Source organism: Streptomyces sp. NBC_01381, assembly GCF_026340305.1.
GTDB lineage: Bacteria > Actinomycetota > Actinomycetes > Streptomycetales > Streptomycetaceae > Streptomyces.
Window position 1 is genome coordinate 3,112,711 of the sequence record NZ_JAPEPI010000002.1, and the last position, 26,953, is coordinate 3,139,663.

Genomic DNA, 26,953 nt, shown 5'->3' on the forward strand with positions numbered 1-26,953 from the left:
CGGTCTGCCGCGTGTGCCTCGGTGATGGCGATGCGGGTGGAGGACTCGTCCAGGGTAGTTGATGTTGTGTCGAGTGCCGTCTCGTAGGCGATGGGACTGCGGTGTCCGAGTGGACTCGGCAAGTGCGTTGTCCGCGCTGGAGCCGATCGCGCTCATGGACTGGCGGAGGCCGGCCTGGCGGCAGGCGTCGGCGAAGGCCCGGCTGGTGTACTGGGCCCGGTGGTCCCGCCCCGGCGAGGCTGCCGCGGGTCCGCTCGGCGGCGGCCAGGGCGTCGATGACGAGATCGGTGCGCATGTGGTCCGCGATCGCCCAGCCGACCAGGCGCCGTGAGGCGAGGGCGATGACGGTGGCCAAATACAAGAACTTCCCGCCGTTCAGCGGGAGATGGGTGATGTCGCCGACGTACTTTGTGTTCGGCTCGCTTGCCGTGAAGTCGCGGCCGATCAGGTCCGGGGCCTTCGCCGAGACCGGTCCGCGATCGTGGTGCGGTGCCTGCGACGCAGCCGCACGCCCGACTCGCGGTGCACGGCCCGTATCCGGGCGGCGAGGCGGGCATCGGCCGCCTGCCGGGCGGCCCGGTCCGCGGCCGTCCGACGCCAGTAGTAGAAGCTGGAGCGGGCGATGCCCAGGATGCTGCACAGCCGCTTCACGCCGTAGCGGCGGTGGTGGTCGGCAACGAATTGGAAGCGGTTCACCAGCGCGTCTCCCCGACGAAATACTTCGCCGCCTTGCGCAGGATCTCGCGTTCCTCCTCCAGCTCACGGACCTTCTTGCGCAGAGCGGCGCTCTCCGCCTCCAGTGGTGTCGGCGGCTCGGTCGGCACCCGTTGATGCCCAGATCGGCAGCGACTTGCCGGATCGTCGCATCGGGCCGCGACTGGTACAGCGCGCACGACCAGTGACCTCGCTCGGGGAACGCTCAGGGCAGTTTTGCGGGGCAGAGGCGATGGGACTTCGCCTCGTTCTCGAGCTTGGCATCCACACAACCGCCGGGCAGTGAACCGTACTTCCTCTTCCCGAAGTTGGCGGTCACAGTCAGCTTCCCGTCGCCGAACTCCGAGCGCTGCACCGTCCCGTCACCGGTGAGCCGCTGATAGCCGGTCATCCGCTCGGTTCCGGCGGCCTTGTGCAGGGGTGCGAAATGGCGCTGGAGCGCCGCCATCTCCTTGCCCGTGGACATCAGGCTCTTGTCCCCGAGCGTGAAGTTGAGCGGGGTGTTGTAGAGGGCGGACATCAATGCCCGGTCGGTCTTCTGGTCCGGGAGCTTGTTGTACGGCATTTCCCAGCGGTCGGTGTTGATGACGGAGCCGTGCAGCGCGGTTTCGTACAGGGGGACGCGGTAGCGCGGGTCGTACATCGCTTTCGCCAGCTCGGGCGGCAGCTTGACCTGTTTGAAGAATGTCGCCGGCTCGCCCTGCGGCGCGTAGCCGCCCCACTTTTCCTTGTCCCTCTCCAGTTTCCACAAGCCGTCCGCGACCGGCGTCTGCCCACCGTGGTTGAAGGAGAGCACGGGGGCGGCCCAGGCACCGGCGGACTCGGAGCCGAGGACGAACTTGTCGTCGGATGCGAGCTTCCGCATGCGCTCCAGGCGGTTGGCGCGGTCCTGCTTCTTGTTCATGCGGTGGCCGTTGCTGCTGTCGGTGAACAGCTCGCCTGCCGCGTCGACGTCCAGGAAGTAGCTGTCGGCGCCATTGGCCGTCATCTTCTTCGCCCGGTCGGCCAGGTAGTGCTTGCCGGGCTCGGCCTGCTTGAACGCCTGGGTGCTGACGTAGCAGCCCCGGCCGCGGAAGCCTTCCTTGATCTCCCCCTTCCCGTTCCGTATGCAGAAGTCCGGGTAGACCGAGCCGGGCCACTTCGAGGAGGGGTTGTCGGCGCTCTCGGAGGGCTGGCCGTTGGCGTAGGAGTCGTACGGGCCGACCAGGTAGCCGTGTCGTTTCGCGGCCCGCACGGCTTGCTTGTCCATCGGCTGGTCGTCGGCGTCGTAACCGAGCCAGAGGCGGGAGACGCCGAGCTTGCGCAGCTCGTTCACGCCCTTCGCGGTACGGGCATCGCCCCAGGCATAGGCGTGCACAGCCCCGAGCAGCCGCTCGACCTCGGGGTTCTCCCGGATCTTCTGCTTCAAGGAGCGCCACTTGCCGCCTTCTTCGAGGTAAGCACGGTAGTTGGTGGCGGAGGAGGCCGGGGAGGAGCCGGTGAGGGAGAAGTGCACCGTGTAGTCGCGGGTCTGCTCGCGCCGCGAGAACTCGTGCTGCGCCGTGGAGCCGAGCCGGCCGCCCTTCGAGGCGAAGCCCAGCGAAGTGCCGACCTCCTCCGGCACGATATAGCTGACGCCGTGCTTGCCCTGGGTGTAGCCCCAGGCCGGAAGGGTGAGGCCGCCCGAGAGTTCGGCCTCCGTGTCCTTGAGCCCGGCCTCGCCAGAGTTCCAGAAGGCGTCGTTCACCGGGACGCGCAGGCCCTCGCCGCGCGGGATCTGAAGAGCCCCGTGAGCGCCGGGCGCGGTACTGGGCCAGGACAGGTTCTGGTCGGCACCGGAGCGCACCGTCATGCGCAGCCGACCGTGATCGCTCTCCGCCGTGACGGTGAGCTTCTTGTCGGGGTACGTCCAGCGGGCAGTGTCGCCGTCCACGGTCACCGGGCCGGGCTTGCCGAGCTGCTGCACCGCCGCGCCGGACACCGGGAGTGAGGCCCCGTCGTCGGTGTGCCCCGTGACGCGCAGCGACCCGGTGTCCACGCGCGCGGTGCCGCCATGCACGGTGAAGTCGACCGTGCTGCCGTGCACTTGTGGCCGTTCGCCCGGCGTACCGCCGTCTGACGGCGGCTCGGCCATGGCCAGGTAGCCGGCCGACGCCGTGGTGGCGGTCAGCACGACGGCCGCAGCGATGCCGTACGTACGGATGCGTCGCCGACGCCGCGCGCCCGCGACGTCACCGTGCCGGGGCTGCTGTGTCTGACTGCTGTTGCTCTTCACGTAATTCACGGGGGAGAGCATCGGGGGTGAGCGTAAGAAGTTCTTAAGAGCGGCCCCGCACTTCAGCAGACGACGTCGTACGGGCGCCAATGGGTCTTCAGAACTCCGAACCAGGATCGTGCACATGACTGGGGGGCAAGGGGTCGCAGGTTCAAATCCTGTGAACCGTCCTGGGGTGTATTGATCCGGTACGGCTTCGGCCAGACGGAGACCGCGGTCCACGTGGCCAACTCCCCGGGCCGGCGCCGGGTCACGCTGCTGGACCTGGTCACCGGCGAACCGGGAGCGGTGGAGGCGGGAGCTGTTCTGTAGGGTCGTGGACTTTTCGAGCAGCCTCGCGGAGTCTGTTGGCGTGGACTCGCCGCTGACCACCTATCTGCTGCCTGCCGTCCTCGCCGCGATCATGTTCGGTCTCGGACTCGGCCTGTCTGTGGCCGACTTCCGCAGGATCGCGGCGTATCCGCGGCCTGTGGCCGTCGCGCTCGTCTGCCAGCTGGTGCTGCTGCCCGCCGCCTGTCTGGGCCTGGTGCTGGCCTTCGACCTGAGTCCCGCGCCGGCCGTCGGCATGATGCTGCTCGCGGCCTCTCCCGGCGGCACGATGGCCAATATCTTCAGCCATCTCTTCGGCGGCGATGTCGCCCTCAACGTCACGCTGACCGCCATCAATTCGGTCATCGCCGTCGTCACGCTGCCGATCGTCGTGAATCTCTCCCTCGACCACTTCATGACCGGCACGGACGAGGCGCTGGGACTGCGCTTCGACAAGACACTGCAGGTCTTCCTCGTCGTGCTGGTGCCGGTCGCGGCGGGGATGCTGGTCCGACACCGCCGTCCGGACTTCGCGGAGCGCTCCACGCGGATGGTCAAGGTGACGGCGGTTGCCGTACTCGTCGGCATCATCATCGCCGCGCTTGCCGCCGAGCGTGAGAACGTGCTCGGCTATCTCGCCGACGTCGGCCTTGTCGTCTTCCTTTTCGGCGCGATCTCCCTGACCATCGGCTACGGCGCGACCCGGCTGGCCCGCGGCGACCATCGGCAGTCCGTCGCCACCTGCTTCGAGATCGGCATGCACAACACCACGCTGTCGATGGCAATCGCCCTCAGCCCCTCGCTGTTGGACAGCACCCCGATGGCCATCCCCTCGGCGGTGTACGCGGTGGTGATGTTCGTCATGGCCCTGACCGCCGGCTTCCTGCTGCGCCGCATCGCCCCGGCCGAGGCTGTCGCCGTCAGCGAGGGAGCACCTTCGGCGTCCACCTCCGAGAGCCGGACGCCGAGCAAGCGGGTGGGCCCACGGTGGCCACGGAGGCGGTCTGCAATCGGCCGGGAGAAGTTGTGACCCCGGCGATCGGATCATCGACTGGTCCGAGGTGGGCCCCTCGACATGATCCGCGCGGGGTGGTCGGTGCGAAGCCTGCTGGGGGTTCGCCGGCTGGTCGAGCACGGCTGCGACCCGTCCGCGCCGGGCTGCGAGGTCGATGCACTGAGATCCAGGATGTGGCCCGCCGCCCGGGTCATCTGTCTGGACGCTGCCCATCGCCCGCTTCTTCTGCACTGGCGTGATCCGTTCGACGGGACGTGGCTCTCCTGCCCGTACGCAACCCGCGCAACGGCGAGGCCGCGATCGGCACGATCCATCGGACGGACCCCGACGCGAACGTGTCGCTCCGCGAGCTCATCAACAACGCCGGCGTCATGACTCCGCCCGACCGGCAGACGACCGCCGACAGTTTCGAGCTGCCATTCGGCACGAACCATCTCGGCCACTTCGCCCTGGTGGCCCATCTGCTGCCGCTGCTGCGCGCCGGCCGCGCGTGGGTGACCGCCCAGGCCGGCATCGCGGTGAACCAAGGAGCCATCAACTGGGACGACCTGAACTGGGAACGCTCGTACGACGGCATGAAGGCGTACAGCCAGTCGAAGATCGCGTTCGGGTTCTTCGGCCTCGAACTCGACCGGCGCAGCCAGGCCCAAGGCTGGGGCATCACGAGCAACCGTTCCCATCCGGGAGTCGCCCCGACGAGTCTGCTCGGCCCTCTCCGCCCGCGGCATCATCGTCGGGACGGTCGAGAGCGCGCAGTTTCCCGCCCTCCTCGCCGTCACCTCTCCCGACGCCAGGCGCGGCGGGTTCTACGGGCCGCGGGGACTCGGGCACATGGGCGGGCCCTCCCGGAGAGCAGAAGCTCTGCTACCGGCTGCGCAGCGCAGAGGAGGCCCGGCGGATCTGGACCGCCTCGGAGTACCTCACCAAGGTCTGTTCCCCCAAGTGCACTGGTACACCGTCTTCGGCGGCGAGCGTCTTGCCGAGGCCACCGCCGACCTGGTCCGTGCGGCGGACGACGACGTGCGCAGCCACGGCTCCTGGTACGGGCAGGAGTTCCGCGTGCGGCACGGCACCGACCATCACCTGAAACGTTGGTCGGCCACGCAGCCCCTGGCCCCCGTCGTCACGCCCCCTACAGGCGCATGACCGGGCGGTCGACGCGCGACTGTCAGTGCCGAGTGCCAGGCTGGTGCCACACAGTGTCTGCGAAGGGAATCGCCGTGATCACCACTGACCTCGCTCCCGGCTCCCCCTGTTGGCTCGACCTCGGTGCCCCGGACGTCCGGGCCGCCGCGGCCTTCTACGGCGCGGTGCTCGGCTGGGAGTACGAGTCCATGGGCGAGTCGGAGGACATGGACGGCGGGATGTTCCAGAAGGACGGCAAGACCGTCGCCGGGCTCGGCAAGCTCAGCGAGGAGGGCGCACGCTCGGCCTGGATGATCTACTACACCGTCACCGACGCGGACGCCACGACTCAGGCCGTGGAGCGCGCCGGCGGCACGGTGCGGGTGGCGCCGCGGGACCTCGACGACTGGGGCCGGATGGCGCAGTACAGCGACCCGCTGGGAGGCCAGTTCGCCGTCTGGCAGCCGGGGAAGAACTCGGGCTTCGAGCTGGCGGACGATCCGGGCTCGCTGTCCTGGACCGAGCTGTACACGAGCGATGCCGCGGCCTCCCAGGAGTTCTACGGCGGAGTGTTCGGCTGGCAGTTCAGTGACATGGAGCTGCCGGGCGGCGGTGGCACGTACACCCTCATCACCCCCGCCGGGCTACCCGCTGAGCGGATGCAGGGCGGCCTCATGCAGCTCCATACAGAGGACCTCGCGCTGGCGGGCGGGCGGCCGTACTGGCACCCGGTCTTCGCTGTCGCCGACTGTGACGCCGCGGTCGCGAAGGTCACCGAGAACGGAGGGAGCGTGCAGATGGGACCGGCGGACGCGGAGGGCGTCGGCCGCCTGGCCGTCTGCCTCGACCCGTCGAACGCGGACTTCGTGGTGCTCACCCCGGCCCAGAGCTGAGCCACGGTCCGCCGAGCGGCGGCTGGGGCATCAACCGGTCCAGGTCCAGTCGGCGACCTCCGGGAGGCCGGTGCCGTGGGTGCGGATGCAGACGTGGTGGCGGGTGCGGGAGTCGGCGATGCTCACCCCGGACGTCAGTAGAGATCAATCAGGGCAATTCTCGGCACCCTGGGCACGGTTGTCGCTCGGGGGCGGAGGTGTTACCTGAGCGGCCCGGCCCGGCGGGTGCCGCGATCTGTGGAAGCCCCGCACTCTTGCGCCGAATGCGGCCCGTGTAGTCCGCTGAGCCGCATGAGGAAGAAGAGCATGGCCGCAATGACCGCTGCCCTCGTCGCGGGGTCGCTTCTGACGGGCGTACCGAACACCGGTGCGCAAGCTGCCGAGGACCGCGGCGTCGATCTGGACACCGTGACGATTCCGGAGTTACAGGCGCGCATGGCGGACGGTTCGCTGACCTCGGAGGCGCTTACCCAGGCCTACCTGCGGCGGATCGAGGACGTCGATCCCAAGATTCACTCGGTGCTGCGCACCAGCCCGACGGCGCTGCGCCAGGCCGCCGCCAGTGACGCCAGGCACCGGCGCGGCAAGACCCTGGGGCCGCTGGACGGTATCCCCGTGCTGGTCAAGGACAATGTGGACACGCGTGACTTGCCGACGACCGCCGGATCGCTCGCACTCGCCGGGAGCCCGCCCGGCACCGATGCCGCGCTGGTGACCCGGCTGCGGAAGGCGGGGGCGGTGATCCTCGGCAAGACCAATCTGTCCGAGTGGGCCAACTTCCGTGCGGCCAAGCCGACTTCGGGGTGGTCGGCGGTGGGCGGGCAGACCAATAGTCCGTACGTCCTCGACCGGAACCCGTGCGGATCGTCGTCCGGCTCCGCCGCCGCGCTCGCCGCGTCGTTGTCGCAGGTCGCCATCGGCACCGAGACGGACGGCTCCATCGTGTGCCCGGCAGGGATGAACGGCGTCGTCGGCCACAAGCCCAGCCTCGGCCTGGTCAGCCAGTCGGGCCTCGTCCCGATCTCGGCCGAGCAGGACACGGCCGGGCCCATGGCGCGCAATGTGGTCGACACCGCGCTCACGCTGTCCGTGCTGAGCGAGGGCAAGGGCTCGAGCGAGGGCAAGGACTCGTACGGTGAAGCCGCCCGCACCGGCCTGCGCGGCAAGCGGATCGGGCTGTGGCGCCTGCCCTCGCTCGGAGACGACGTGGACGCCGTGATGACCCGTACGGCGAAGAAGCTGCGCAAGGCCGGAGCGATCGTCGTCGAGGTGACGCCCCCGTACCAGGCGCGGCTCGCCGAACTCGAATTCCCCGCGCTGCTCAGCGAGTTCTACCGGGACATCGACGCCTACCTCGGTACGCGCAAGGGCCCCCAGAACCTCGCCGAGCTGATCGAGTTCAACCGTGCCCACCCCGAGGAACAGACCTGCTTCGCCGGTCAGGAGCTGTTCGAGCAGGCACTCGCCGCGCCGCCCACCACCGACCCCAAGTACCGTGCCATGCGCGCCGAGTTGAAGGACCTCTCCCGGCTCTCCCTCGACGAGACCATGGCCACCCATCGCCTGGACGCCATCGCGGCGCCCACGAACCCGCCCGCCTGGACGACCGACTGCGCGCGCGGCGACAACGACGTCATCCCTTCGTCCACGCCGGCGGCCGTCGCCGGATATCCGTCCCTCTCGGTGCCCGCCGGGTCCGTGGGCGAACTGCCGGTCGGCCTGCTCCTGATGGCCGGTGACCACCAGGACGCCGAGCTCCTGTCTCTGGGGGCCGCGGTGGAGCAGCGGCTGAAGGCTTGGCGCGCGCCGCGCTATCTGCCGACGACCGGGGCCGACGCGGCACGGTGAACGGCGCGGCCGAGATCATCGGCCGCGCGCAACAGGTCGGCAGCAGTCGCTTCCGCTTCATCGGTCGTTGATGCACCGTCAATCCGGGACTCGTACGTTCCGGAAGCGCACCCCCCGCGACCCTGCCGCCCGACCGGTGCGGCAGGGACGGTCACGATCCCCTGGAGTGATCAAGTGGAACGTCGTAGTTTCCTGCGTGGAGCGGTCGTCGGCAGCACAGCGGCGGCATTCGGCTACACCCTCATGCAGGGCGCGGCCTACGCGGCGCCGGCCCAGAAGGGCCCGGGCCCCTACGGAGCGCTCGGCACGGCAGACTCCAACGGCATCCAGCTGCCCAGCGGCTTCACCAGCCGGGTGATCGCCCGGTCCGGCCAGAAGGTCGGCTCCACCGCCTACACCTGGCACAACGCCCCCGACGGCGGCGCCTGTTTCGCCGACGGCACGGGCTGGATCTACGTCTCCAACTCGGAGATCTCCTCCACCGGCGGCGCGGGCGCGATCAAGTTCAACTCGACGGGCTCCATCACCGGCTCGTACCGGATCCTGTCCAACACGAACCGCAACTGCGCCGGCGGGGCGACCCCCTGGAACACCTGGCTCTCCTGCGAGGAGGTCAGCAACGGCTACGTCTACGAGACCGACCCGTGGGGCGTGAACGCCGCCATACGCCGCGATGCCATGGGCCGCTTCAACCACGAGGCGGCCGCCGCCGACCCGGTCCGCAAGGTGATCTACCTGACCGAGGACGCGTCGGACGGCTGCTTCTACCGGTTCGTTCCGTCCACGTGGGGCAACCTCTCGGCGGGCACGCTCCAGGTCCTCAAGGCCGGAACGGCCACCTCCGGCAGCTTCACCTGGGCGACCGTGCCCGACCCGGACGGCTCGCCCACCCCGACCCGCGACCAGGTCTCCGGCGCCAAGCTGTTCAACGGCGGTGAGGGCTGCCACTACGCCAATGACACCGTCTGGTTCACCACCAAGGGCGATGGCCGCGTCTGGCAGCTCAACCTGGCCGCCGGTACCTATGAGCTGGCCTACGACGACTCCCTGGTCGTCGGTGGCGGAGCCCCGCTGACCGGCGTCGACAACGTCACCGGCTCGTCCTCCGGCGATCTGTTCATAGCGGAGGACGGCGGCAACATGGAGATCTGCATCATCACGCCGGACGACGTGGTCGCGACGTTCCTGCGGATCACCGGCCAGTCCTCCTCGGAGATCTGTGGCCCGGCCTTCTCGCCGGACGGCAAACGGTTCTACTTCTCCAGCCAGCGCGGTACGAGCGGCAGCTCGTCCGGCGGCATCACCTACGAAGTCACGGGCCCCTTCCGCGGCTGACCGGCCCACTGTCACCAGCCGCGCATGCCCCGTGCGAGGCATGACAGGATCGCGGCCATGTCCCTCAGCGCTCCCCGCCTCCGGATCGGCTCGACCGAGATCATCGCCCTCGCCGACGGCGAGGGCCCGTTCTTCTCCCCGCGCGCCGAGGCCTTTCCCGAGGCCACGGCCGCCCAGTGGGCCGAGGCCGACCGCTACGACCCGGGCGCGGTCGACGCCGAGGGCGGCTGGCGGCTCCAGTTCCGCGCGTACGCGATCCGCGGCGACAAGGGCCTCACCGTCGTGGACGCCGGAATTGGTCCGGCGGACGGCCCGGCAGCCTCGTGGGCGCCCGTGCCCGGTGCGCTCCCCGAGTCGCTCGCCGCCGCGGGCATCGACCCGGCCGAGGTCGACACCGTGGTGCTCACGCATCTGCACACCGACCACGTCGGGTGGGCGGTCGTGACCGAGGCGGCCGTCCCCTCAGTGGGCGGCGCCGCTTCCCCCAGCAGTGCGACCAGCGGCCGCCGCCCTTACTTCCCGAACGCCGAATACCTGCTCCAGCGGGCCGAGTTCGACGCCCTCGACGCGCTCAACCCGCAGCTTCGCGAGACCCTCACCGACCCGCTCGAGGCGGCCGGTCGGCTCCGGCTCCTCGACGGGGACACGCCCCTGCGCGCCGGGCGCGCGGTCGCCACGCCCGGTCACACGCCCGGTCACCAGAGCGTGCTGGTCGCCGACGGGCGCGAGCTGGCGCTCGTCACCGGCGACCTCCTGGTGCACGCGCTCCAACTGCTCCACCCCGAGCTCGCCTACTCGCACGAGACCGACCCCGAGGCGGCAAGCCGCTCGAGGCAGCGCATGCTCGGCCACGAAACCCCCACCACGCTGCACCTGGCGACGCCGCATCTGACGGAGCCCTTCATCCATCTCAGCGGCACAAGAGCGCGGCGCGCAGGTCGAGTTTGTGGTCCAAGCGGGAGAGATCCCGTCCGGTGAGGTCCTGGATCCGTTCGATGCGGTAGTGGACGGTGTTGACGTGAAGGTGGAGGGCTTCGGCAGTGCGGGCCCAGGAGCAGTTGTGGGCGAGGAAGACTTCCAGGGTCTCCAGAAGCCTGCTGTGCGAGGCCGGTTCGCGGTCGGCCAGGGGGCCGAGTGTCGCGGCGCTGAAGATGGTGCGTACGTCGGCGGGGATGCCGGCCAGGAGTGAATCCAGGGAAGAGAGTTCCTCGACCGCGGTCACATGGCCGGGCATCGGGGAACCGTGTCGTGCCGCCGCGAGGGCGTAGCGGGCTTGAGCGAGGGCGGTACGAAGTCCGGTGGGCTCGGTGGTGGGCGCGCTCACGCCGGTGTGCAGCGGGGTCTCGGGGCGGCAGTCGTGCAGCAGGGACCAGGGCTCGCGGAGCCCGGCGGTGCCCCAGCCGCCGCTTCGTACGACGGCGACGGCTTCCGCGTCCAGGGTCGTGCCGACCGCGAAGACGGCGGAGGGGAGGTGCTGAAGCGCCTCCGTGAGCGCTTCCTCGGCGGCGCTGTCCGCGAGCTGCCCACCGGCGGCCGTGACCACGACCTGCCAGGGGCCCTCCGTGAGCGGCCCGCAGGACGCAAGGGCGTTGGTCAGAGATCCCGTGTCGGCGCCACCCCTGTCGACGAGGGCGATCAGCTCTTGCCCGGTCCGGCGCCGGGCCGCATGCCTGCGATCGTGATGGTGGCGGTACTGGCCGATGGCCTCGGCTGTCTCGTGCAGGGCTCGGGGCGGTGCTCCGCCTGCCTGTGGCAGATGGAGATACCAGGCGTCGTACGGCGTGGTCTCCGCCTGGACGCGCAGCGTCTCACCGGTGAGGCCGCGCAGGTTCTGCGCGGCCTGCGTGGCCGGGAGTTCGGGGGCTGACGCGGTGCGGGCGATGGTGCGCCCGCTGCTGGTGAGCACGTAACACGACGGCGTACCGAACGGCGCGAGCGCACACTCAAGCAGTTCGCCGGCATCGGCGCGGTGATCGAGGAGACGGCCGAGCTCGTTGCGTACGTTCTCGGGCAGGGCGAAGTGGTCTGCGGGGCGGCGGCTGAGGTCGCCCCACTGGCGCCGGTACACGGCTTCGGTGATCGCCCGGAAGTTGGTGTGCGCCGGTACGGCCAGGAGCGCGATGCCGTGTTCGCGGCAGGAGTCGACGATGTCGGCGGGGACGGTGCCGTGGGTCTCCTCGCCGGCGAGGAGCGCTGTGGCTCCGGACTGCGCCAGTGCGGAGACGAAGCGCTCGGTCCTGGCGTGACGGTCCGCTTCGGTCCACCACACCAGGCCGCTGAGCACGATCTCTCCGGGCTGGAGAAAGCGGGCGGGATCCTCCAGGTCCGTGGCTGTCACTCCGCTGATCGCCTGGTCGAGCAGATTCTCGCCACCCCAGATGAGGGTGAGATCGAGCCCCTTGATCTGGAGGAGGTCTCCGACGTGCATGTGCTGACTCCTTGAATGGTCACCGGGTCGTCGCCCCGGCTTCTCACATCCACAAGGTGGATGCGAGTTGAGTCATCGTAAATGCAAGGGATCGGCGGTGGCGCGCCTCTTGGTTGATTCACCAGGACATGACCGGCCGGGCCGGAGATTTTCCGTGCTCTGCACCAGTCGTTTTCGGCCTGTGGCCGGGCTTCACTGACGTGGGAAGCAAAGGGCGAAGACGGGGGAGACATGGATCTGAACACGGTTCTCGACGTGCGTGACGCGCGTCGTCACGAGCCCTGGCGTCCCGGCGACGCCTGGCTCGGCGGCGGAACGTACCTCTTCTCCGAACCCCAGCCGCACCTGCGGCGCCTGGTGGATCTGAGCCGGATGGGCTGGGAGCCGCTCCGCACGCTGCCCGACGGATCGCTGGAGATCGCGGCCACGTGCACCATCGCTCAGCTGTCCCGGTTCGGGCGGACGCTCGACGCGGCGGCCGCCCCTCTCTTCGAGCAGTGCTGCCGGGCCTTCCTCGCCTCGTTCAAGATCTGGAACATGGCGACCGTCGGCGGAAACCTCTGCAACGCCCTGCCCGCAGGACCGATGATCTCCCTCACCGCGGCCCTCGACGGCGAGTGTCTGCTCCAGGCTCAGGACGGTTCGATCCGGCGGGTTAAGGTCGCTTCCTTCGTCATCGGAGCAGGCCATAAGGATCTGGCCGATGGCGAGTTGCTGCGCTCGGTGACCATCCCCGCCCGCTCGCTGCGTTGCCGTACCGCTTTCCGGCAGGCGTCGCTCTACGGCCTCGGGCGCTCCGGCGCCCTCGTCATCGGGACGCTGGATCCGTTGGACGGTTCGCTCGCCGTGACCATCACGGCCGCGACCCGACGGCCGTTCCGGCTCTGGTTCGCCCTGCCGCCGGACCGGGCCCGGCTGCGCCGGGCGATCACGTCGGCCGTTGGCGGCTCCGACTGGTTCGACGACATCCACGGACTGCCCGAGTGGCGGCGGCACATGGCCTTCCACCTCGCCGAGCAGGTACGCCACGAACTCACCCGGGACGGTGTGCGATGAGCTTCAGCATCCAGGTCAACGACAAGACCTTCGACTCCGAGCCCCGTGCCGGTCAGTGCCTGCGCACGTATCTGCGCGAGCGCGGCTGGTTCGGCGTGAAGAAGGGCTGCGACGCGGGCGACTGCGGGGCGTGCACCGTGCATGTGGACGGGGAGCCGGTGCACAGCTGTCTCTATCCGGCGGTGCGGGTGGAGGGCCGGTCGGTCACCACGGTGGAGGGCCTGGTCGGGGAGGGCGGCGAACTCCATCCCGTACAGCAGAAGTTCCTGGATGCCCAGGGCTTCCAGTGCGGCTTCTGCACCGCGGGGTTCCTGATGACCACGGCCGCCCTCGAACAGGAGAAGGGCGGTGCCCACGACGACGGCAAACTGGACGACCTCCCGCGGGCCTTCAAGGGCAACATCTGCCGCTGCACCGGATATCGCGCCATCGAGGACGCCGTCCGCGGCGTGCGGCACACCGAACGCCCCTGCGCCGGCAAGGCGGTGGGCAAGAGTCTCGGCGCCCCGGCAGGACCCCAGGTCGTGACGGGCACCGCCCGGTACACCTTCGACGTCGAGGTCCCCGGGCTCCTGCACATGAAGCTGCTGCGCTCCCCGCACCCGCACGCCCGCATCCTCGCCATCGACACCTCCGCAGCCCTGAGGGTGCCCGGTGTCCACGCCGTCCTCACCCACGAAGACGCCCCCGACACGCTGTACTCCAGCGCCCGGCACGAGCACCCCACCGAGGACCCCGACGACACCCGCGTCCTCGACGACACCGTCCGCCACATCGGCCAGCGCGTCGCGGCCGTCGTCGCGATCAGCGAGCAGGCGGCCGAGGAGGGCTGCCGACGGATCGAGGTGACGTACGAGGAACTGCCCTACGTCACCGACCCGGAGGAGGCCATGCGCGAGGGTGCACCCGTCATCCACGCGGGCAAGGGGCCGGAGGTGCGGATCGCCCGCGTCGAGAACAACGTGGCCGGCGAGGTGCACGGCGAGATCGGCTCCGTCGACGACGGGTTCGCCGAAGCCGCGGTCGTCTACCAGGAGACCTTCCGCACCCAGCGCGTCCAGCACGCCAGCCTGGAGACACACGGCTGCGTCGCCTACTTCGAGCCGAAGGAAGATGCCACGGGCGAGCGGCTCACCGTGCGCTCAAGCACCCAGACTCCGTTCCTGACCCGCCGCGCGCTGTGCGCCCTCTACGGCCTGCCGGAGGACGAAGTCCGCGTCGTCGCAGGCCGGGTGGGCGGCGGCTTCGGCGGCAAGCAGGAGATGCTGACGGAGGACATCGTCGTCCTCGCGGCGCTCAAGCTGCGGCGCCCCGTCAAGCTCGAGTACACCCGCGCCGAGCAGTTCTACGGTGCCACGACCCGCCACCCGTTCACGATCGGCATCAAGCTGGGCGCCCGTGCCGACGGCACGCTGACCGCGATCCAGATGCGGGTCGTGTCCAACACGGGTGCGTACGGCAATCACGGCCCGGCCGTGATGTTCCACAGCGTCGGCGAGTCCTTCGCCGTCTACCGGGCCCCGCACAAGAAGGTCGACGCCTACTCCGTCTACACCAACGGCGTTCCCGCGGGCGCCTTCCGCGGCTACGGCCTGGGCCAGGTCACCTTCGCCGTCGAATCCGCCATGGACGAGCTGGCCCGCCGCCTTGACATGGACCCCCTCGCCTTCCGAGAGAAGAACATCATCGGCCCCGGCGACCACATGCTCAGTCCGATCGGCGAGGAGGAGGACCTGCACATCGCCTCGTACGGACTCGCCCAGTGCCTGGGAATCGTCTGCAAGGCCATCGCGGAGGACCGGAGCACCGACGACGTCCCGGAAGGATGGCTGACCGGCCAGGGCACGGCCATGGCGATGATCGCCACCGGCCCGCCCGGCGGCCACTACGCCGACGCGACCGTCAGTCTCCTCGCCGACGGGACGTACGACATCGCCGTCGGCACCGCCGAGTTCGGCAACGGCACCACCACCGTCCACCAGCAGATCACCGCGGGAGCCCTCAACACCACCATGGACCGGATCGCCATCCGCCAGTCCGACACCGACGTCGTCCGCCACGACACCGGTGCGTTCGGCTCGGCCGGTACGGTCGTGGCCGGCAAGGCGGTCCTGCTCGCCGCGGAATCGCTGGCCGGGCGCCTGAAGACCTTCGCGGCCCGGTACGTGGGCGTGGCACGGCACTTGTGCGTGCTCGGCGCGGAGGGGTTCGACTGCGACGGCCGGATCGTCACCCTGAAAGAGCTCCACGAGGCGGCCCATGCCCGAGGGGCGCAGGACGAGATCACGGCGGAGGGCCACTGGGGCGGCACCCCGCGTTCGGTGGCCTTCAACGCCCAGTGGTTCAGGATCGCCGTCGACCCGGACACGGGCGAGATGAAGATCCTGCGCAGTGTCCACGCCGCCGACGCGGGCAAGGTCATGAACCCGCTGCAGTGCCGCGGCCAGATCGAGGGCGGAGTCGCCCAAGCGCTGGGCGCCACACTCTTCGAGACCGTACGACTCGACGAGCGGGGCGAGGTGACCACGGCGGCCTTCCGGCGCTACCGCCTCCCGCAGTACGCCGACGTGCCACGCACCGAGGTCCACTTCATGGAAACCACCGACGCGATCGGCCCCCTGGGAGCCAAGTCGATGAGCGAGAGCCCCTTCAACCCGGTGGCCCCCGCCTTCGCCAACGCACTGCGGGATGCCACCGGCATCCGCTTCACCGAGATGCCCGTGACCCGCGACCGTGTCTGGCTGGCGATGGACCAGGAGGCGGCGCGACGGGCCGCCGACCCCGCGGAATCCGGAGGCTCCGCTCAAGCCGGGTAGGCATGTGTCTGCGTCGCTTTGACGGTGGCCCAGACCGTCGCGCCCGGGTGAAGCTCGAGCTCCGCGGCCGCGACGGTGGTCAGATCGGCGGCAAGGGGCAGTTCGCCGGTGAGGTCCACGCGGATCTGGTCGCCGTGCGTCTCCAGGCCGGCCACCTCGCACTTCCAGAGGTTGCGCGCACTGGACCCGGTGGGCCGGTCACGGAACAGGGTCACGGCCACCGGCGGGAACGCGACGAACACCGGTCCTGTCAGATCCTCCGTGGTCGTGATGGCAGGACCGGCGTCGAGGCGGACCGCATGCCCGTCGGCCTCGCCCCGGTAGAGGTTGAGGCCGACCAGCTGGGCGATGTAGTCGGTGCGCGGGTGCCGGGCGATGTCGGAGGGCGCACCCTCCTGGACCAGGCGGCCGTGCTCGATGACGACGAGGCGGTCGGCGAGCACCATGGCGTCCAGTGGATCGTGGGTGACCAGTATCGCGACGGCCTCGAAGTCGGCCAGGTGCCGCCGGAGTTGGGCGCGTACCTCAAGACGTGTACGGGCGTCGAGCGCGGCGAGCGGCTCATCCAGGAGCAGAAGTCGCGGGTGGGTGGCCAACGCCCGGGCGAGGGCGACGCGCTGGGACTGACCGCCGGAGAGGCGGCGGGGTTTGGCTCCGGCGTGTTCGGCCAGACCCATGCGGTCCAGCCACGCGGCGGCCTGGGTGCGGGCTTCGGCCTTGGACACGCCGTGGCAGCGCGGCCCGAACGCCACGTTGTCCAGGGCGGACAGATGCGGGAAGAGCAGATAGTCCTGGAAGACGACGCCGACCGGACGGAACTCGGGCGGCGTGCCGTCCAAGGAAGCGCCGTCCAGGTGCAGATGGCCGCCACTCGAGAGCGGCGTGAGTCCGGCCAGCGCGCGCAGGGCCGTGGTCTTGCCGGCGCCGTTCGGCCCGAGCAGCGCCACGACGTCACCCGGCGCGGCGGCCAGCGCCACGTCGAGGTGGAACGAGCCCCGGTCGACGACGAGCCGGGCATCGAGGCCCGCGCCGTGACCGACGGCGGAGGCGAGGCCGGCCGCGGTGTTCTCGATGTTCTCGCTGTTCTCGATGTCGGTCATGAGGCAGTCATCCAGCGGTCCCGCAGCGCGGCGAGGACCGCGATCGATACGGCAAGCAGTACCAGGCTCAGCGCGATTGCCGCCGCCGGGTCGCTCTGCAGGGCGAGGTAGACGGCCAGCGGCATGGTCTGCGTACGTCCGGGGAAGTTGCCCGCGAAGGTGATCGTCGCCCCGAACTCACCGAGGGCACGGGCCCAGGCGAGGACGGAGCCCGCCGCGATCCCGGGCGCGATCAGGGGGAGGGTGACGCGGCGGAACGCGGTGAAGCGCGACGCGCCCAGCGTCATGGCGGCCTCCTCGAACCGTGGATCAGCGGCCCGCAGCGTTCCCTCCACGCTGATCACGAGGAACGGCATCGCCACGAACGCCTCCGCGATCACGACGCCCGTCGTGGTGAACGGCAGCGTGATCCCGAACCACGAGTCCAGCCACTGCCCGACGACACCGTTGCGCCCGAGTGCCATAAGCAGCGCCACACCACCCACCACGGGTGGCAGGACGAGCGGCAACGTCACCAGGGCGCGTACGAACCCCCGCCCGCGGAACTCCGTACGGGCAAGGAGCCACGCCAAGGGCACACCGAACACCAGGCTCACCGCGGTGGCCGCGGTGGCGCAGAACAGCGACAGTTGCAGCGCCTGCCAGACCTCTGTACTGGTCAGCTGCTCCGGCAGGGTGCTCCACGGGGCCCGCAGGAGAAGGGCGACCAGCGGAATGAGCAGGAAGGCAAGGCCCACCAGGGCGGGGAGCAGCAGGGGCAGCGGCACCCCGGAGCGCCGGCCACGCCGGTCCGCCCCGACGCGCCTGCGCCGCGGCCCACCGGGGAGGGGGTGGGCCGCGGCGCCGGACTTGTCGAGCTGGGTCACGGCTTGAGGAACCCGGCGGCCGTGAGGACCTTCTGGCCCTCGGCGGACTGGACGAGCTTGATGAAGGCCTTCGCCGCGTCGGCGTTGGGCGCGTCCTTGAGCAGGGCGATCGGGTAGTCGTTGATGGCATCGGCCGATTCGGGGAAGTCCACGCCCTCCACCTTGCCGCCCGCGGCCTTCACATCGGTCTTGTAGACGACCGCGGCGTCGGCCTCCTTCAGCTCCACCTTCGTCAGGGCGCTCTTGACGTCCTGCTCGTACGAGACCGGGGTGAGCTTCAGGTCGCCGGCATCCAGCGCCTTCTGCGTGGCGGCACCACACGGCACCGTCTTGTCGCACAGGACGACCTTGAGGCCGGACTTGGTGAGGTCCTTCAGGGAGGCGACCTTGTCGGGGTTGCCCGGCAGGGTCGCGATCTCCAACTGGTTGCGGACGAAGGTGGACGGGGCGCCGGCCGCGTCCTTCTCGTCCGTCACGATCTTCATCGTCTTGGGGCTCGCGGCGGCGAACACATCGGCCGGAGCGCCCCCGGTGATGCCCGCGGCGAGCGAGTCGCTGCCGCCGAAGTTGAAGGTGACCTTCGTGCCGGGGTGGGCCTTCTCGAAGTCCTTGCCCAGGGTCGTGAAGCTCTCCTTGAGAGAGGCGGCGGCGAAGACGGTCACCGTTCCCGAGAGCTTCTTCGACGAGGAATCGGAAGAGTCCGACTTGGTCGAAGAGTCGTCGGACGAGGAGCAGGCGCTCAGCGCCAGCAACGCGGCGGCGCCCGCGCCGGCCACCTGCAAAGTACGGCGGGTACGGCGGGTCCGGCGCGCGGATCGGGTCATCACGGTCTGCTCCCTTTAGTCCTGCTCAGTCCTGAGGACTCTTCTGCGGTCTTTCGACGACCACGCCTCCGGAAAGGCGTAGGTGTGCATGCGGGGCTCATACTGCCGCATATGCGAGGGGTAGGTCTCCTGTTGCATCGCATGAGCCGGATGAATGAGAGGCAGGGGTGGTATGTGCGTTTGTACGGGGAGGCGGTGCAGGTAACGGCGTCCGGGAGGCTGTGGCCAGGTGCGTCAGGTCCGGTCGATATGTACGTTGGTCGACTTCACGCGGGCGGTGGCCTCCATGCCGACCTCGAGGCCCAGCTCCTCCACGGCCTCCCGGGTCAGCAGCGAGACCAGTCGGTGTGGCCCGGCCTGGATCTCCACCTGCGCCGCGACATCGCCGAGCTGCACACCGGTCACGATGCCCGGGAAGGCGTTGCGGACGGACGTGTAGGACGCGTCTTCGTCAGCACCTTGCTTGGCGAGCTCGACCGAGAAGGCGGCCAGGTCCCGCCCGTCGATGAGCCGGCGCCCGCCTTCATCCCGGTGGGTGGTCACGCGCCCGGCATCGGCCCACCGGCGCGCGGTATCCGGACTCACGCCCAGCAGGCGGGCCGCCTGCCCGATTGTGTAGCGCTGCATGCCCGCAACAATAGGTGCGGAACCCCTCGGCCCTGTCAGAGCCCCGCCGGGCCCGCACTCCGGGGCGGCAGGCAGTGTCAGGCGGTGGCGAGGGAGATCTCGGTCGACTTGATGAGCGCGACGACGGGGGAGCCGGAGGCCAGGTTCAGGTCTGCGACGGCATCCTTCGTGATGGCGGCGGTGAGCGCACCGCCCTCGACGTCGACCTTGACGGAAGCCATGGCGCCGCCGGTGGAGATGTCCGTGACCGTGCCCGCGATCTGGTTGCGGATGGAGACGCCCTGGACCGGCCCGGTGGCCAGGGAAACCTCGGTGGATTTCACGAGGATCTTCACCACTGAGCCCTCGGTGAAGCCAAGGTCCTTGACGGACTCGGTGGTGATCGCGGCGGTGATGTCCTGGCCGCCCGCGAGACGGACCTTGACGGTCGCCATGGCCTCGCCGGCGGTGACGGAGGAGACGGTGCCGGGAATCTGGTTGCGGATGCTCAGGGTCATGGGGTGCTGCCTCACGGGTCGTCAGGTGGGACGAGGCCGCAGCGGCGGCCGCCGTTCCTCGAACCTATGACGGCCGCGAACGGACTGCTGGGACCCCGTCGCGCCCACCAGGGCAATCCCGCCTTGAGGATGGCAGATGGAGCAAGGCGACAACCGGGCCCGGGCCGACACATCCTCCAAGTGCACCGGAGCACATGCCACCCTCATTGTCTGATCAGCCAAGCATTCACCAGGTGGATATGAGATTGCATATGGCAGATGCAAGATGGAAAAGTCGTTGCTCGGGGCGAGGGCACCGCAGCTCCGGCCAGGCCTGAACGTCATCGCCCAAGCCCTCGGGGATGCGCGCACCGTCCTCAACATCGGCGCGGGCACCGGATCGTACGAGACCGCGGCGCACACGATCACCGCGGTCGAACCCTCCTTGGCGATGCGCGCCCGGCGTCCGGCCCAACTAGCCACCGCCGTCGACGCGGTTGCCGAAGACCTCCCCTTCGTCGACGGACAGTTCGACGCACCTTGTGCGACACGCTTCAGCGCGCGGCGAGCCGCTCCATCAGGGCGGCGCTGCGCGCCAGAACGTCCCGCTCCTCGTCGGTGAGCTCGGTCTCGATGGCCTGGGCGAGCCAGCCGACCCTGCGCCCGCGCTCCGCCTCAAGGGCGGCCCGTCCCGCGGGGGAGAGCTCGACCAGGGACTTGCGGCCGTCCGTGGGATGCGCCCGGCGGACGACCAGGCCCTGCTCCATGAGCAGCCCGACCGCACGGGCCATGGACTGGGGGCGTACGCGCTGATCCGCGGCGAGATCACTGGTGGTCATGGCCCCGTCGCGATCAAGGGTGCCGAGCACGGAGACCTGGCCGTGCGGAATCCGGTCCTCGTGCTTCACGCGGCGCGTGAGCTTACCCATCGCGGTACGCAGTTCGGTGGCGACGGCGGCGGGTTCCGGGGTGGGCATGAGGCACTTTAACCGGTGGTCGGCAGCGGCCCTGCGCACCCTGTCTGTACAGCTTTGCTGAACAGCACAACTGAACAGCACAACTGAACAGCGGAACTGAACAGCATTGCTGTAGAGTCGGCGTCGTCGCGGCACGCGCCAGCGTTGTCGCAGCAGGGCCGCGGCGTGCGTCTAACGCGAAGGACCTCCCATGGTTTCCAGGGCAGTTGAGTCCACCGTCATTCAGTCCGTCACCGCCCGCAGGGTGCTCGACAGCCGGGGCAACCCCACCGTCGAGGCCGATGTCCTTCTCGTCGACGGATCCCTCGGCCGCGCCGCGGTCCCGTCCGGCGCCTCCACCGGCGCACGCGAAGCGGTGGAGCTGCGCGACGGGGATCCCGGGCGCTGGCACGGCAAGGGCGTCGACCGTGCGGTGGCCCACGTCAACGGCGACATCGCGTCCGCGGTCGTGGGGCGCGACGCCGACGACCAGGCCGGTCTCGATGCCGCGCTCGTCGCACTCGACGGTACGGCGGACAAGTCCCGCCTCGGCGCCAACGCACTCCTCGGCGTCTCCCTCGCCGCCGCCAAGGCCGCCGCGGCGGCCCACCGTCAGCCCCTCTACCGCTACCTCGGCGGGGCCGACGCCCGTCTTCTCCCGCTGCCGATGATGAACATCATCAACGGCGGCGCCCACGCCGACAACCCGCTGGACTTCCAGGAGTTCATGATCGCTCCGGTGGGCGCGGCGACCTTCGCCGAAGCCGTCCGCATGGGATCCGAGGTCTTTCACACGCTCCGCCGCGACCTGCTGTCCGCCGGGCACGCCACGGGCGTCGGCGACGAGGGTGGCTTCGCGCCCGCGCTGCGCACGGCGGAGGAGGCACTCGACTTCGTCATGGCGGCCATCGACCGCACCGGATACCGGCCCGGCACGGACATCGGCCTTGTCATGGACCCGGCCTCGTCGGAGTTCTTCCAGGACGGTACGTATGTGTACGCGGGCGAGGGCGTGTGCCGTACGCCCACCGAGCACGTCGACTACTTGGCCAAGCTGATCGACGCGTACCCGGTCGTCTCCATCGAGGACCCGATGGCCGAGGACGACCTGGACGGCTGGCGTGAGCTGACCGCCCGCGTCGGCGACCGCTGCCAGCTCACCGGCGACGACGTGTTCTGCACCAACGAGGATCTGCTGCGCGAGGGCATCCGCACCGGCGTCGGCAACTCCGTCCTGGTCAAGGTCAACCAGATCGGCACCCTCACCGAAGCCCTCGCCACGGTCGCCACCGCGCACCGTGCGGGTTGGACCGTCGTCATGTCGCACCGCTCCGGCGAGACGGAGGACACCACCATCGCGGACCTGGCGGTGGCGACGGGCTGCGGTCAGATAAAGACCGGGTCACTGTCCCGGTCCGACCGTACGGCGAAGTACAACCAACTCATCAGGATCGAGGAGGAGTTGGGCGCGTCGGCGCGGTACGCGGGCGGAGCGGCACTGCACCGCTTCTGACGAACTGCGGCGCCTTTTCGCCCTGGGGGCGGTGGGTATGCGCCGTACTTCCGTATACGGCTTCGTACGGGTGGCACAGGGACTTCAGAACTCCGGACCGGAATGGCGAACTTGAAGGGGGCAAGGGGGCGCGAGCGGCCTTGAGGTTTTCGGGCCTGGTTGGTGAGCAGTCGTCGACGCCGATCACGAAGGGCACCCGGCCGGTGGGAAGTGAGATACGCAACAGAGTGCGCAGGGCCGTGCGGGGTGGCAATCCCACGGCGAACAGCGTTGGCAGACGTGCACGCGCCCTGACCACGCCCCGCACTCCGGGCGGACCGCGGTCTCCTTCGGCGTCGACCACATCCTCGATGGCCGGTGGAGACAGCCCTGAAAACACCATCTGCACAGGCTCGTTGACATTCATCACATGGATGTCAGCGAGCCCTCGTGGATCTTCGCAACCACCGACTGCGAGACAGGGCCGTTGACTTGGACAGCCCGCCGGCCGAAACGCTGAGCTTGATACGGATGAGGATTTGGGCGCGCCAGGACATTACGACACGACTGGGCGCAGGTTGGCCCCAGGGCCTGGCATAGGCGTTCCGATATGACGATCCGTCAATATACCTGAGTGGTATGATCATGGCGCTTGTCGAGCGGATGTTCACCCCCCATGAAACGCCCGCGGCAAGGGCGACCCGGGCGGCGCATGCGACCGCCGTCGAGGGGCTCGCGGGCAGGTTCCAGTAACTGGACTCCAGTCAGTTGAAGAGAGTCATATGACGAACTACTTGCAGGATCCGGCGGTCTGGGCTTTGACTGCCGGCGTCCCTGCTGCGGCCACTCTCGTTGTGCGCCAGCGTAGGGCGATCAGAGCTTTACGTCAGGAGAGACAGCAGTCTGAGGCGTCCAACGCCGACCTGCGAAGCCAGTACGCCGCCCTTGAAGCCAGTCTCGTCGAACTGCGCAGCAGTTACGACGAGATTGTTCGGCAGGCCAAGGAGGAGGCGGAGAACGCGACGAAGACCGTACTGAAGTCCGCGATGCGGACACTCCAGGGTCTCGCCGCGGAGCAGCAGAAGGCCATCTCCCAGTTGCAGCAGAAGTACGGCGACTCAGCCGTTCTGCGGGACATGCTGGACATCGACCACATGAACAGTCAATTCGGCAGACGCGCGCAGTCCATAGCCGTGCTGTGTCAGGGTTGGCTCGGCAGACAGCGGGACCCGGCGTCGGTCTATGACGTGATCCGCAGCGCTCAGGGAAGGATCCGTCACTTCCCGCGGGTCGAGATTCTTTCGCAGATCAATTTCGCCGTGACCAGCAGGGCGGTCGAGCCGGTCGCGCTCGCAGTCGCCGAATTGCTCGACAATGCCACGAGCTATTCGGCGCCTGAAACCGTGGTCGAGATCAACGTGCGGACGGTGCCGAGCGGCATCTGCATCGTGATCGACGACGCGGGTGTCGGGATGAACGAGGAGGAGAAGACCCACGCCTCGTCCCTCCTGTCGGGTGCACGTGCGGCCAGCGTCAGCGATCTCGGCAACCCGCCGCAGTTCGGCTTCGCGGTGATCGGCGCCTTGTGTGCTCGCTACGACTTCAGCGTGACGGTCGACACCGCCTCTCCCTACGGTGGCGTTCGCGCGGTGGTTCTCCTCCCGAAGGACCTGCTTACCAGCATGCCGGAGCCGAAGCCCACCGCTGCCCCGACGGACCCGGTCTCGAACGGGAGTGAGCCGGAGGCGCCGGCGACCACGGCCGACGGGCTGCCCAAACGCAGGCGCAAGCGGACCATGAGTGTGGTGCCGAGCGGCGAGCCCCCCGCCCGCCAGCCCGCTCGTTCGAGCAGTGAGACGGCATCGATCCTCGGTGCCTTCCAGCGCGGCACCGAGCACGGCAGGACCACGCTGCCGGACCTCGAGGACCAGCCGGGCCACGCCGACGCACGCAAAGGACCTGACGCCCCGTGAGTACTGATCTGTCCTGGATGCTCGAGAGTGCCCTGGAGATTCCCGGGGCCCTGCATGCGGTTCTGGTCTCCGGCGACGGGCTGCCGATGTCCCGTACTTCGGGGCTCGGTCGCGATTCGGCCGACAAGGTCGCCGCCGCGATGAGCGGAGTGCATTCTCTCAGCCGCTCCCTCGGGTTCTTCTGTGACGACGACAGCCTGCAGTGGCGTCAGACGCTGGTCGAGTTCGACGGCGGCTGGGTCTTCCTCGTCTCCGCGGGGACGGGCGCCTACCTCGCGGTCGCGGCGAACCTCGACGTCGACATGGCCGACATCACCTTCCGCATGCAGCAGCTCGTCGGCCAGCTGGGCAAGGAACTGACGACACCACCCCGCGAAGACATCGGCCATCGCCGATGACCGACCAAGACCTCCCTGAGCCCGAACTCGAATCGGGCCACTTAGTCCGGCCCTATGTCATCACCGGCGGGCGGGATCTTCCCGGCGAGAACCAGTTTGCGCTCATTACTCTCGTCACGACGGCCGCCGACCAGCGGCAGCGTCCCGCTCGGCTCTCTCCCGAAGAGCAGCAGGTCCTCGAGATGTGCGCGGGCGGCTACCTCTCCGTCGCCGAGATCGCCGGGCACACCCATCTCCCCCTGGGCGTGCTCAAAGTCCTTCTCAGCTCCCTCGCAGAGGGCGGCTACCTGCTGACCCGCGCGCCGGTGCCCCAGGCTCGCCTGGTCGACAAAGAACTCTTGCAGGAGGTGCTGGATGGTCTCAAGGCCCGCCTTGGATGATGACGCCTACGTACGGCGCGGCGCGGAGCAGACCGCTGTGAAGATCCTGGTCGTCGGACACTTCGCTGTCGGCAAGACCACACTCATCAGCACGCTCTCCGAGATCAGCCCGCTGTCCACCGAGGAGAGCATGACGCGCGTCTCCGAGACCGTGGACGATCTCAAGGGGGTGCGGGGCAAGACCACCACCACGGTCGCCCTGGACTTCGGACGGCTGACGCTCAGCGACCGCGTGGTGCTCTATCTGTTCGGCACCCCGGGACAACAGCGGTTCGTCAACCTCTGGGAAGACATGGCCCGCGGCGCCCTGGGAGCCCTGGTCCTGGTCGACCCCGAGCGGCTGTCGGACTCGTTCGCCGTCATGGACCTGATCGAGGAACACGGCCTCGACTACGCCATCGCCATCAACCACTTCGACGGTACTCCGGCGCGTACAGAGGCGGCAGTGCGCGAAGCGCTCGACCTGCTGCCCGATACCCCGGTCGTCGTCATGGACGCGCGGGACCAGAGATCGTCGACAGACGCACTGATCACGCTAGTTCGCCACCTACAGCAACGCGCCGCCCTGGAGCACGCATGACCACCGCCCCCGTCCCGCCACCCGGCTGCCCCGCGCACGACAGCGGTCAGCCGGTCCCCCTCCACACGGCACAGTTCGCCGCCGACCCGCATGCCTTCTACGCGTACATGCGCCATCACGGACCCGCTACGCCCGTCGAGCTCGCTCCCGGAGTGGAAGCGACCCTGGTGACGGACTACGGCGCGGCGCTCGATCTGCTGCAGAATCCGGCGGTCTTCCGTAAGGACCCACACGGCTGGCAAGCCCTCAGTGAAGGACGGATACCCGCCGACAGCCCGGTCCTTCCCCTGCTCGCCCCGCGGCCCAACTGCATGTTCACCGACGGCGCCCCCCACTTGCGGCTGCGCCAGGCCGTCACCGACAGTCTGGCCCGGATCAGCGACATCCAGCTGAGCCGGAACGTCGAGCGGGTCGCCGAGTATCTCATCGCCCAGTTCAGCGCCCGCGGTTCGGCTGACCTGCTCAACGACTACGCCAAGCCGTTTCCCCTGTTCATGTTCAACGAACTCTTCGGCTGCCCGCCGGAGATCGGTGACCGGGTGATGTTCGGCATCGGCGGCATGTTCGACGGCGTCAACGCGGAACAGGCCAACCAGGTGCTCGTCCAGGCCGTCGGTGAACTGGTCGCCCTGAAGCGGGACCAGCCGGGCGAGGACGTCACCTCCTGGCTGATGGAGCATCCCGCGCAGCTGAACGACATGGAAATGGTTCACCAGCTCGTGCTGCTTCTCGGCGCCGGTGCCGAGCCGCTGCGCGGCCTCCTCGGCAACACGCTGCACCACGTGTTCACCAACGAACGTTTCGCGCGCAGCGGACTGCTGGACGAAGCTCTCGACGACACCCTGTGGCGCAATCCGCCCATGGCCAACTACGCGCCCCACTATCCGGCCGTGGACACGGATGTGGCCGGTCACAAGGTCCGCGCCGGAGAGCTGGTGATGGTGAGCTTCGCAGCCGCCAACGCCTCTCTGGCGGACCAGGCCGGCAGCAATCGTTCTCACCTCGCCTGGAGTGCCGGCCCGCACGCGTGCCCCTCCAAGGACCCCGCCCGGCTCATCACCCTGACGGCCATCGAGCACCTGCTCAACGAACTGCCCGACGTCGAACTCGCGGTCCCGGAGGAAAGCCTGGCCTGGCGGCCCGGCCCGTTCAACCGGGCATTGGCGCAGCTTCCCGTCCGGTTCGGCCCCGTCAAACCACGCGCTTCGGCACAGCCACAGACACAGCAGCCGGAGACACCCCGACAGCCCCAGGCGCCCCAGCGTTCGGTGCCGAGCACCGAACAGGGCAACGCCAAGCGCCCCGGGCGGTGGAGCGCCTTCCTCACCTGGCTGCAGGGGTGAAGCCGGGCAACGCGATGTGACGCAGGAGACACATGAGGTAATTGCTAGTTGCATGAAGGCTGAATCGCCGGGGTAGGACCACGCGGACTGTCTGGGTTGTCACACGGTGAAGGAGAGACAGTGGAGCCCCACGGCATACCCGCCC

General features: G+C 69.3%; 22 protein-coding genes and 5 pseudogenes. 17 read left to right on the forward strand and 10 right to left on the reverse strand.

The genetic code is table 11. The annotated features are described in order from the left end of the window. Nucleotides 1-111 precede the first annotated feature (111 nt). Both OG453_RS35240 and OG453_RS35245 read right to left on the reverse strand, forming a co-directional pair. Nucleotides 112-800, reverse strand: a pseudogene (locus OG453_RS35240) (DDE-type integrase/transposase/recombinase); the annotation flags it as partial. A gap of 119 nt (nucleotides 801-919) precedes the next feature. Then, nucleotides 920-2,989, reverse strand: coding sequence for a glycoside hydrolase (locus tag OG453_RS35245; protein WP_266872617.1), 2,070 nt, complete (start codon nucleotides 2,987-2,989; stop codon nucleotides 920-922). 331 nt (nucleotides 2,990-3,320) lie between these two features. Here OG453_RS35245 and OG453_RS35250 point away from each other — a divergent pair, with 331 nt between their 5' ends. From OG453_RS35250 to OG453_RS35285, 8 genes and pseudogenes are all read left to right on the forward strand, one after another. Beyond that, a complete protein-coding gene (locus OG453_RS35250; protein ID WP_266873245.1) occupies nucleotides 3,321-4,307 on the forward strand; it encodes a bile acid:sodium symporter family protein in 987 nt (328 codons plus the stop codon). Nucleotides 4,308-4,346: 39 nt separating this feature from the next. Next, nucleotides 4,347-4,466: pseudogene (locus tag OG453_RS35255) on the forward strand (aminoglycoside phosphotransferase family protein); the annotation flags it as partial. Nucleotides 4,467-4,552: 86 nt separating this feature from the next. Continuing rightward, nucleotides 4,553-5,223, forward strand: a pseudogene (locus OG453_RS35260) (short chain dehydrogenase); the annotation flags it as partial. Between the two features lie 11 nt (nucleotides 5,224-5,234). After that, on the forward strand, nucleotides 5,235-5,438 hold the full coding sequence (locus OG453_RS35265; protein WP_266873284.1) for a hypothetical protein: 204 nt from the start codon (nucleotides 5,235-5,237) through the stop codon (nucleotides 5,436-5,438). A gap of 74 nt (nucleotides 5,439-5,512) precedes the next feature. Next, entirely contained in the window at nucleotides 5,513-6,310 is a 798-nt protein-coding gene (locus tag OG453_RS35270) for a VOC family protein (protein WP_266872618.1), read from the forward strand. Between the two features lie 291 nt (nucleotides 6,311-6,601). Further along, a complete protein-coding gene (locus tag OG453_RS35275; RefSeq protein ID WP_266872619.1) occupies nucleotides 6,602-8,158 on the forward strand; it encodes an amidase family protein in 1,557 nt (518 codons plus the stop codon). 174 nt (nucleotides 8,159-8,332) lie between these two features. Then, complete coding sequence (locus tag OG453_RS35280) at nucleotides 8,333-9,493, forward strand: alkaline phosphatase PhoX (RefSeq protein WP_266872620.1); 1,161 nt, start codon at nucleotides 8,333-8,335, stop codon at nucleotides 9,491-9,493. Between the two features lie 57 nt (nucleotides 9,494-9,550). Further along, the gene (locus tag OG453_RS35285; protein ID WP_266872621.1) at nucleotides 9,551-10,471 is read left to right on the forward strand and encodes an MBL fold metallo-hydrolase; all 921 of its coding nucleotides are present in this window, start codon (nucleotides 9,551-9,553) and stop codon (nucleotides 10,469-10,471) included. Here OG453_RS35285 and OG453_RS35290 read toward each other — a convergent pair. Next, complete coding sequence (locus OG453_RS35290; protein WP_266872622.1) at nucleotides 10,404-11,921, reverse strand: PucR family transcriptional regulator; 1,518 nt, start codon at nucleotides 11,919-11,921, stop codon at nucleotides 10,404-10,406. The two genes, OG453_RS35285 and OG453_RS35290, sit on opposite strands and share 68 nt — an antisense overlap. A gap of 231 nt (nucleotides 11,922-12,152) precedes the next feature. Here OG453_RS35290 and OG453_RS35295 point away from each other — a divergent pair, with 231 nt between their 5' ends. Next, nucleotides 12,153-12,977 (forward strand): xanthine dehydrogenase family protein subunit M, encoded by an 825-nt coding sequence (locus OG453_RS35295; RefSeq protein ID WP_266872623.1) that lies wholly within the window; start codon nucleotides 12,153-12,155, stop codon nucleotides 12,975-12,977. Continuing rightward, on the forward strand, nucleotides 12,974-15,793 hold the full coding sequence (locus OG453_RS35300) for a molybdopterin-dependent oxidoreductase (RefSeq protein WP_266872624.1): 2,820 nt from the start codon (nucleotides 12,974-12,976) through the stop codon (nucleotides 15,791-15,793). The genes OG453_RS35295 and OG453_RS35300 overlap by 4 nt, the downstream gene beginning before the upstream one ends. Here OG453_RS35300 and OG453_RS35305 read toward each other — a convergent pair. The 5 genes from OG453_RS35305 to OG453_RS35325 all read right to left on the reverse strand — a co-directional run bounded on the left by OG453_RS35305 (nucleotide 15,781) and on the right by OG453_RS35325 (nucleotide 19,707). Continuing rightward, the gene (locus OG453_RS35305; RefSeq protein WP_266872625.1) at nucleotides 15,781-16,893 is read right to left on the reverse strand and encodes an ABC transporter ATP-binding protein; all 1,113 of its coding nucleotides are present in this window, start codon (nucleotides 16,891-16,893) and stop codon (nucleotides 15,781-15,783) included. The genes OG453_RS35300 and OG453_RS35305 overlap by 13 nt on opposite strands. After that, nucleotides 16,890-17,759 carry a molybdate ABC transporter permease subunit gene (modB, locus tag OG453_RS35310; protein WP_266872626.1) on the reverse strand — a complete coding sequence of 290 codons (870 nt, stop codon included), beginning with the start codon at nucleotides 17,757-17,759 and terminating at the stop codon, nucleotides 16,890-16,892. The genes OG453_RS35305 and modB overlap by 4 nt, the downstream gene beginning before the upstream one ends. Then, nucleotides 17,756-18,583 carry a molybdate ABC transporter substrate-binding protein gene (gene modA / locus OG453_RS35315; protein ID WP_266873246.1) on the reverse strand — a complete coding sequence of 276 codons (828 nt, stop codon included), beginning with the start codon at nucleotides 18,581-18,583 and terminating at the stop codon, nucleotides 17,756-17,758. Before modA ends, modB begins: the two co-directional genes overlap by 4 nt. Before the next feature lie 234 nt (nucleotides 18,584-18,817). Then, entirely contained in the window at nucleotides 18,818-19,210 is a 393-nt protein-coding gene (locus tag OG453_RS35320; RefSeq protein ID WP_266872627.1) for a molybdopterin-binding protein, read from the reverse strand. Between the two features lie 77 nt (nucleotides 19,211-19,287). Then, a complete protein-coding gene (locus OG453_RS35325) occupies nucleotides 19,288-19,707 on the reverse strand; it encodes a molybdopterin-binding protein (RefSeq protein ID WP_266872628.1) in 420 nt (139 codons plus the stop codon). Nucleotides 19,708-20,038: 331 nt separating this feature from the next. Here OG453_RS35325 and OG453_RS35330 point away from each other — a divergent pair. Then, nucleotides 20,039-20,224: pseudogene (locus OG453_RS35330) on the forward strand (methyltransferase domain-containing protein); the annotation flags it as partial. 16 nt (nucleotides 20,225-20,240) lie between these two features. Here OG453_RS35330 and OG453_RS35335 read toward each other — a convergent pair. Then, a complete protein-coding gene (locus OG453_RS35335; protein ID WP_266872629.1) occupies nucleotides 20,241-20,663 on the reverse strand; it encodes a MarR family winged helix-turn-helix transcriptional regulator in 423 nt (140 codons plus the stop codon). Between the two features lie 190 nt (nucleotides 20,664-20,853). Here OG453_RS35335 and eno point away from each other — a divergent pair, with 190 nt between their 5' ends. Beyond that, a complete protein-coding gene (gene eno / locus OG453_RS35340) occupies nucleotides 20,854-22,155 on the forward strand; it encodes a phosphopyruvate hydratase (protein ID WP_266872630.1) in 1,302 nt (433 codons plus the stop codon). A 169-nt stretch (nucleotides 22,156-22,324) separates the two neighbouring features. Here the strand turns inward: eno and OG453_RS35345 are convergent. Further along, a pseudogene (locus OG453_RS35345) lies at nucleotides 22,325-22,570 on the reverse strand (hypothetical protein); the annotation flags it as partial. A 346-nt stretch (nucleotides 22,571-22,916) separates the two neighbouring features. Between OG453_RS35345 and OG453_RS35350 the strand changes: the two are divergent. Genes OG453_RS35350 through OG453_RS35370 form a run of 5 tightly spaced genes read left to right on the forward strand, consistent with a single transcriptional unit; the run spans nucleotide 22,917 to nucleotide 26,808 of the window. Next, nucleotides 22,917-24,107, forward strand: coding sequence for an ATP-binding protein (locus OG453_RS35350; RefSeq protein WP_266872631.1), 1,191 nt, complete (start codon nucleotides 22,917-22,919; stop codon nucleotides 24,105-24,107). After that, complete coding sequence (locus OG453_RS35355; protein WP_266872632.1) at nucleotides 24,104-24,505, forward strand: roadblock/LC7 domain-containing protein; 402 nt, start codon at nucleotides 24,104-24,106, stop codon at nucleotides 24,503-24,505. The genes OG453_RS35350 and OG453_RS35355 overlap by 4 nt, the downstream gene beginning before the upstream one ends. Further along, nucleotides 24,502-24,885 carry a DUF742 domain-containing protein gene (locus OG453_RS35360; RefSeq protein ID WP_266872633.1) on the forward strand — a complete coding sequence of 128 codons (384 nt, stop codon included), beginning with the start codon at nucleotides 24,502-24,504 and terminating at the stop codon, nucleotides 24,883-24,885. Before OG453_RS35355 ends, OG453_RS35360 begins: the two co-directional genes overlap by 4 nt. Next, nucleotides 24,860-25,465: an ATP/GTP-binding protein gene (locus OG453_RS35365; RefSeq protein WP_266872634.1), complete on the forward strand. Its 606-nt coding sequence runs from the start codon at nucleotides 24,860-24,862 to the stop codon at nucleotides 25,463-25,465. Before OG453_RS35360 ends, OG453_RS35365 begins: the two co-directional genes overlap by 26 nt. Further along, nucleotides 25,462-26,808 (forward strand): cytochrome P450, encoded by a 1,347-nt coding sequence (locus OG453_RS35370; RefSeq protein WP_266872635.1) that lies wholly within the window; start codon nucleotides 25,462-25,464, stop codon nucleotides 26,806-26,808. Before OG453_RS35365 ends, OG453_RS35370 begins: the two co-directional genes overlap by 4 nt. The last annotated feature ends 145 nt before the right edge of the window (nucleotides 26,809-26,953 follow it).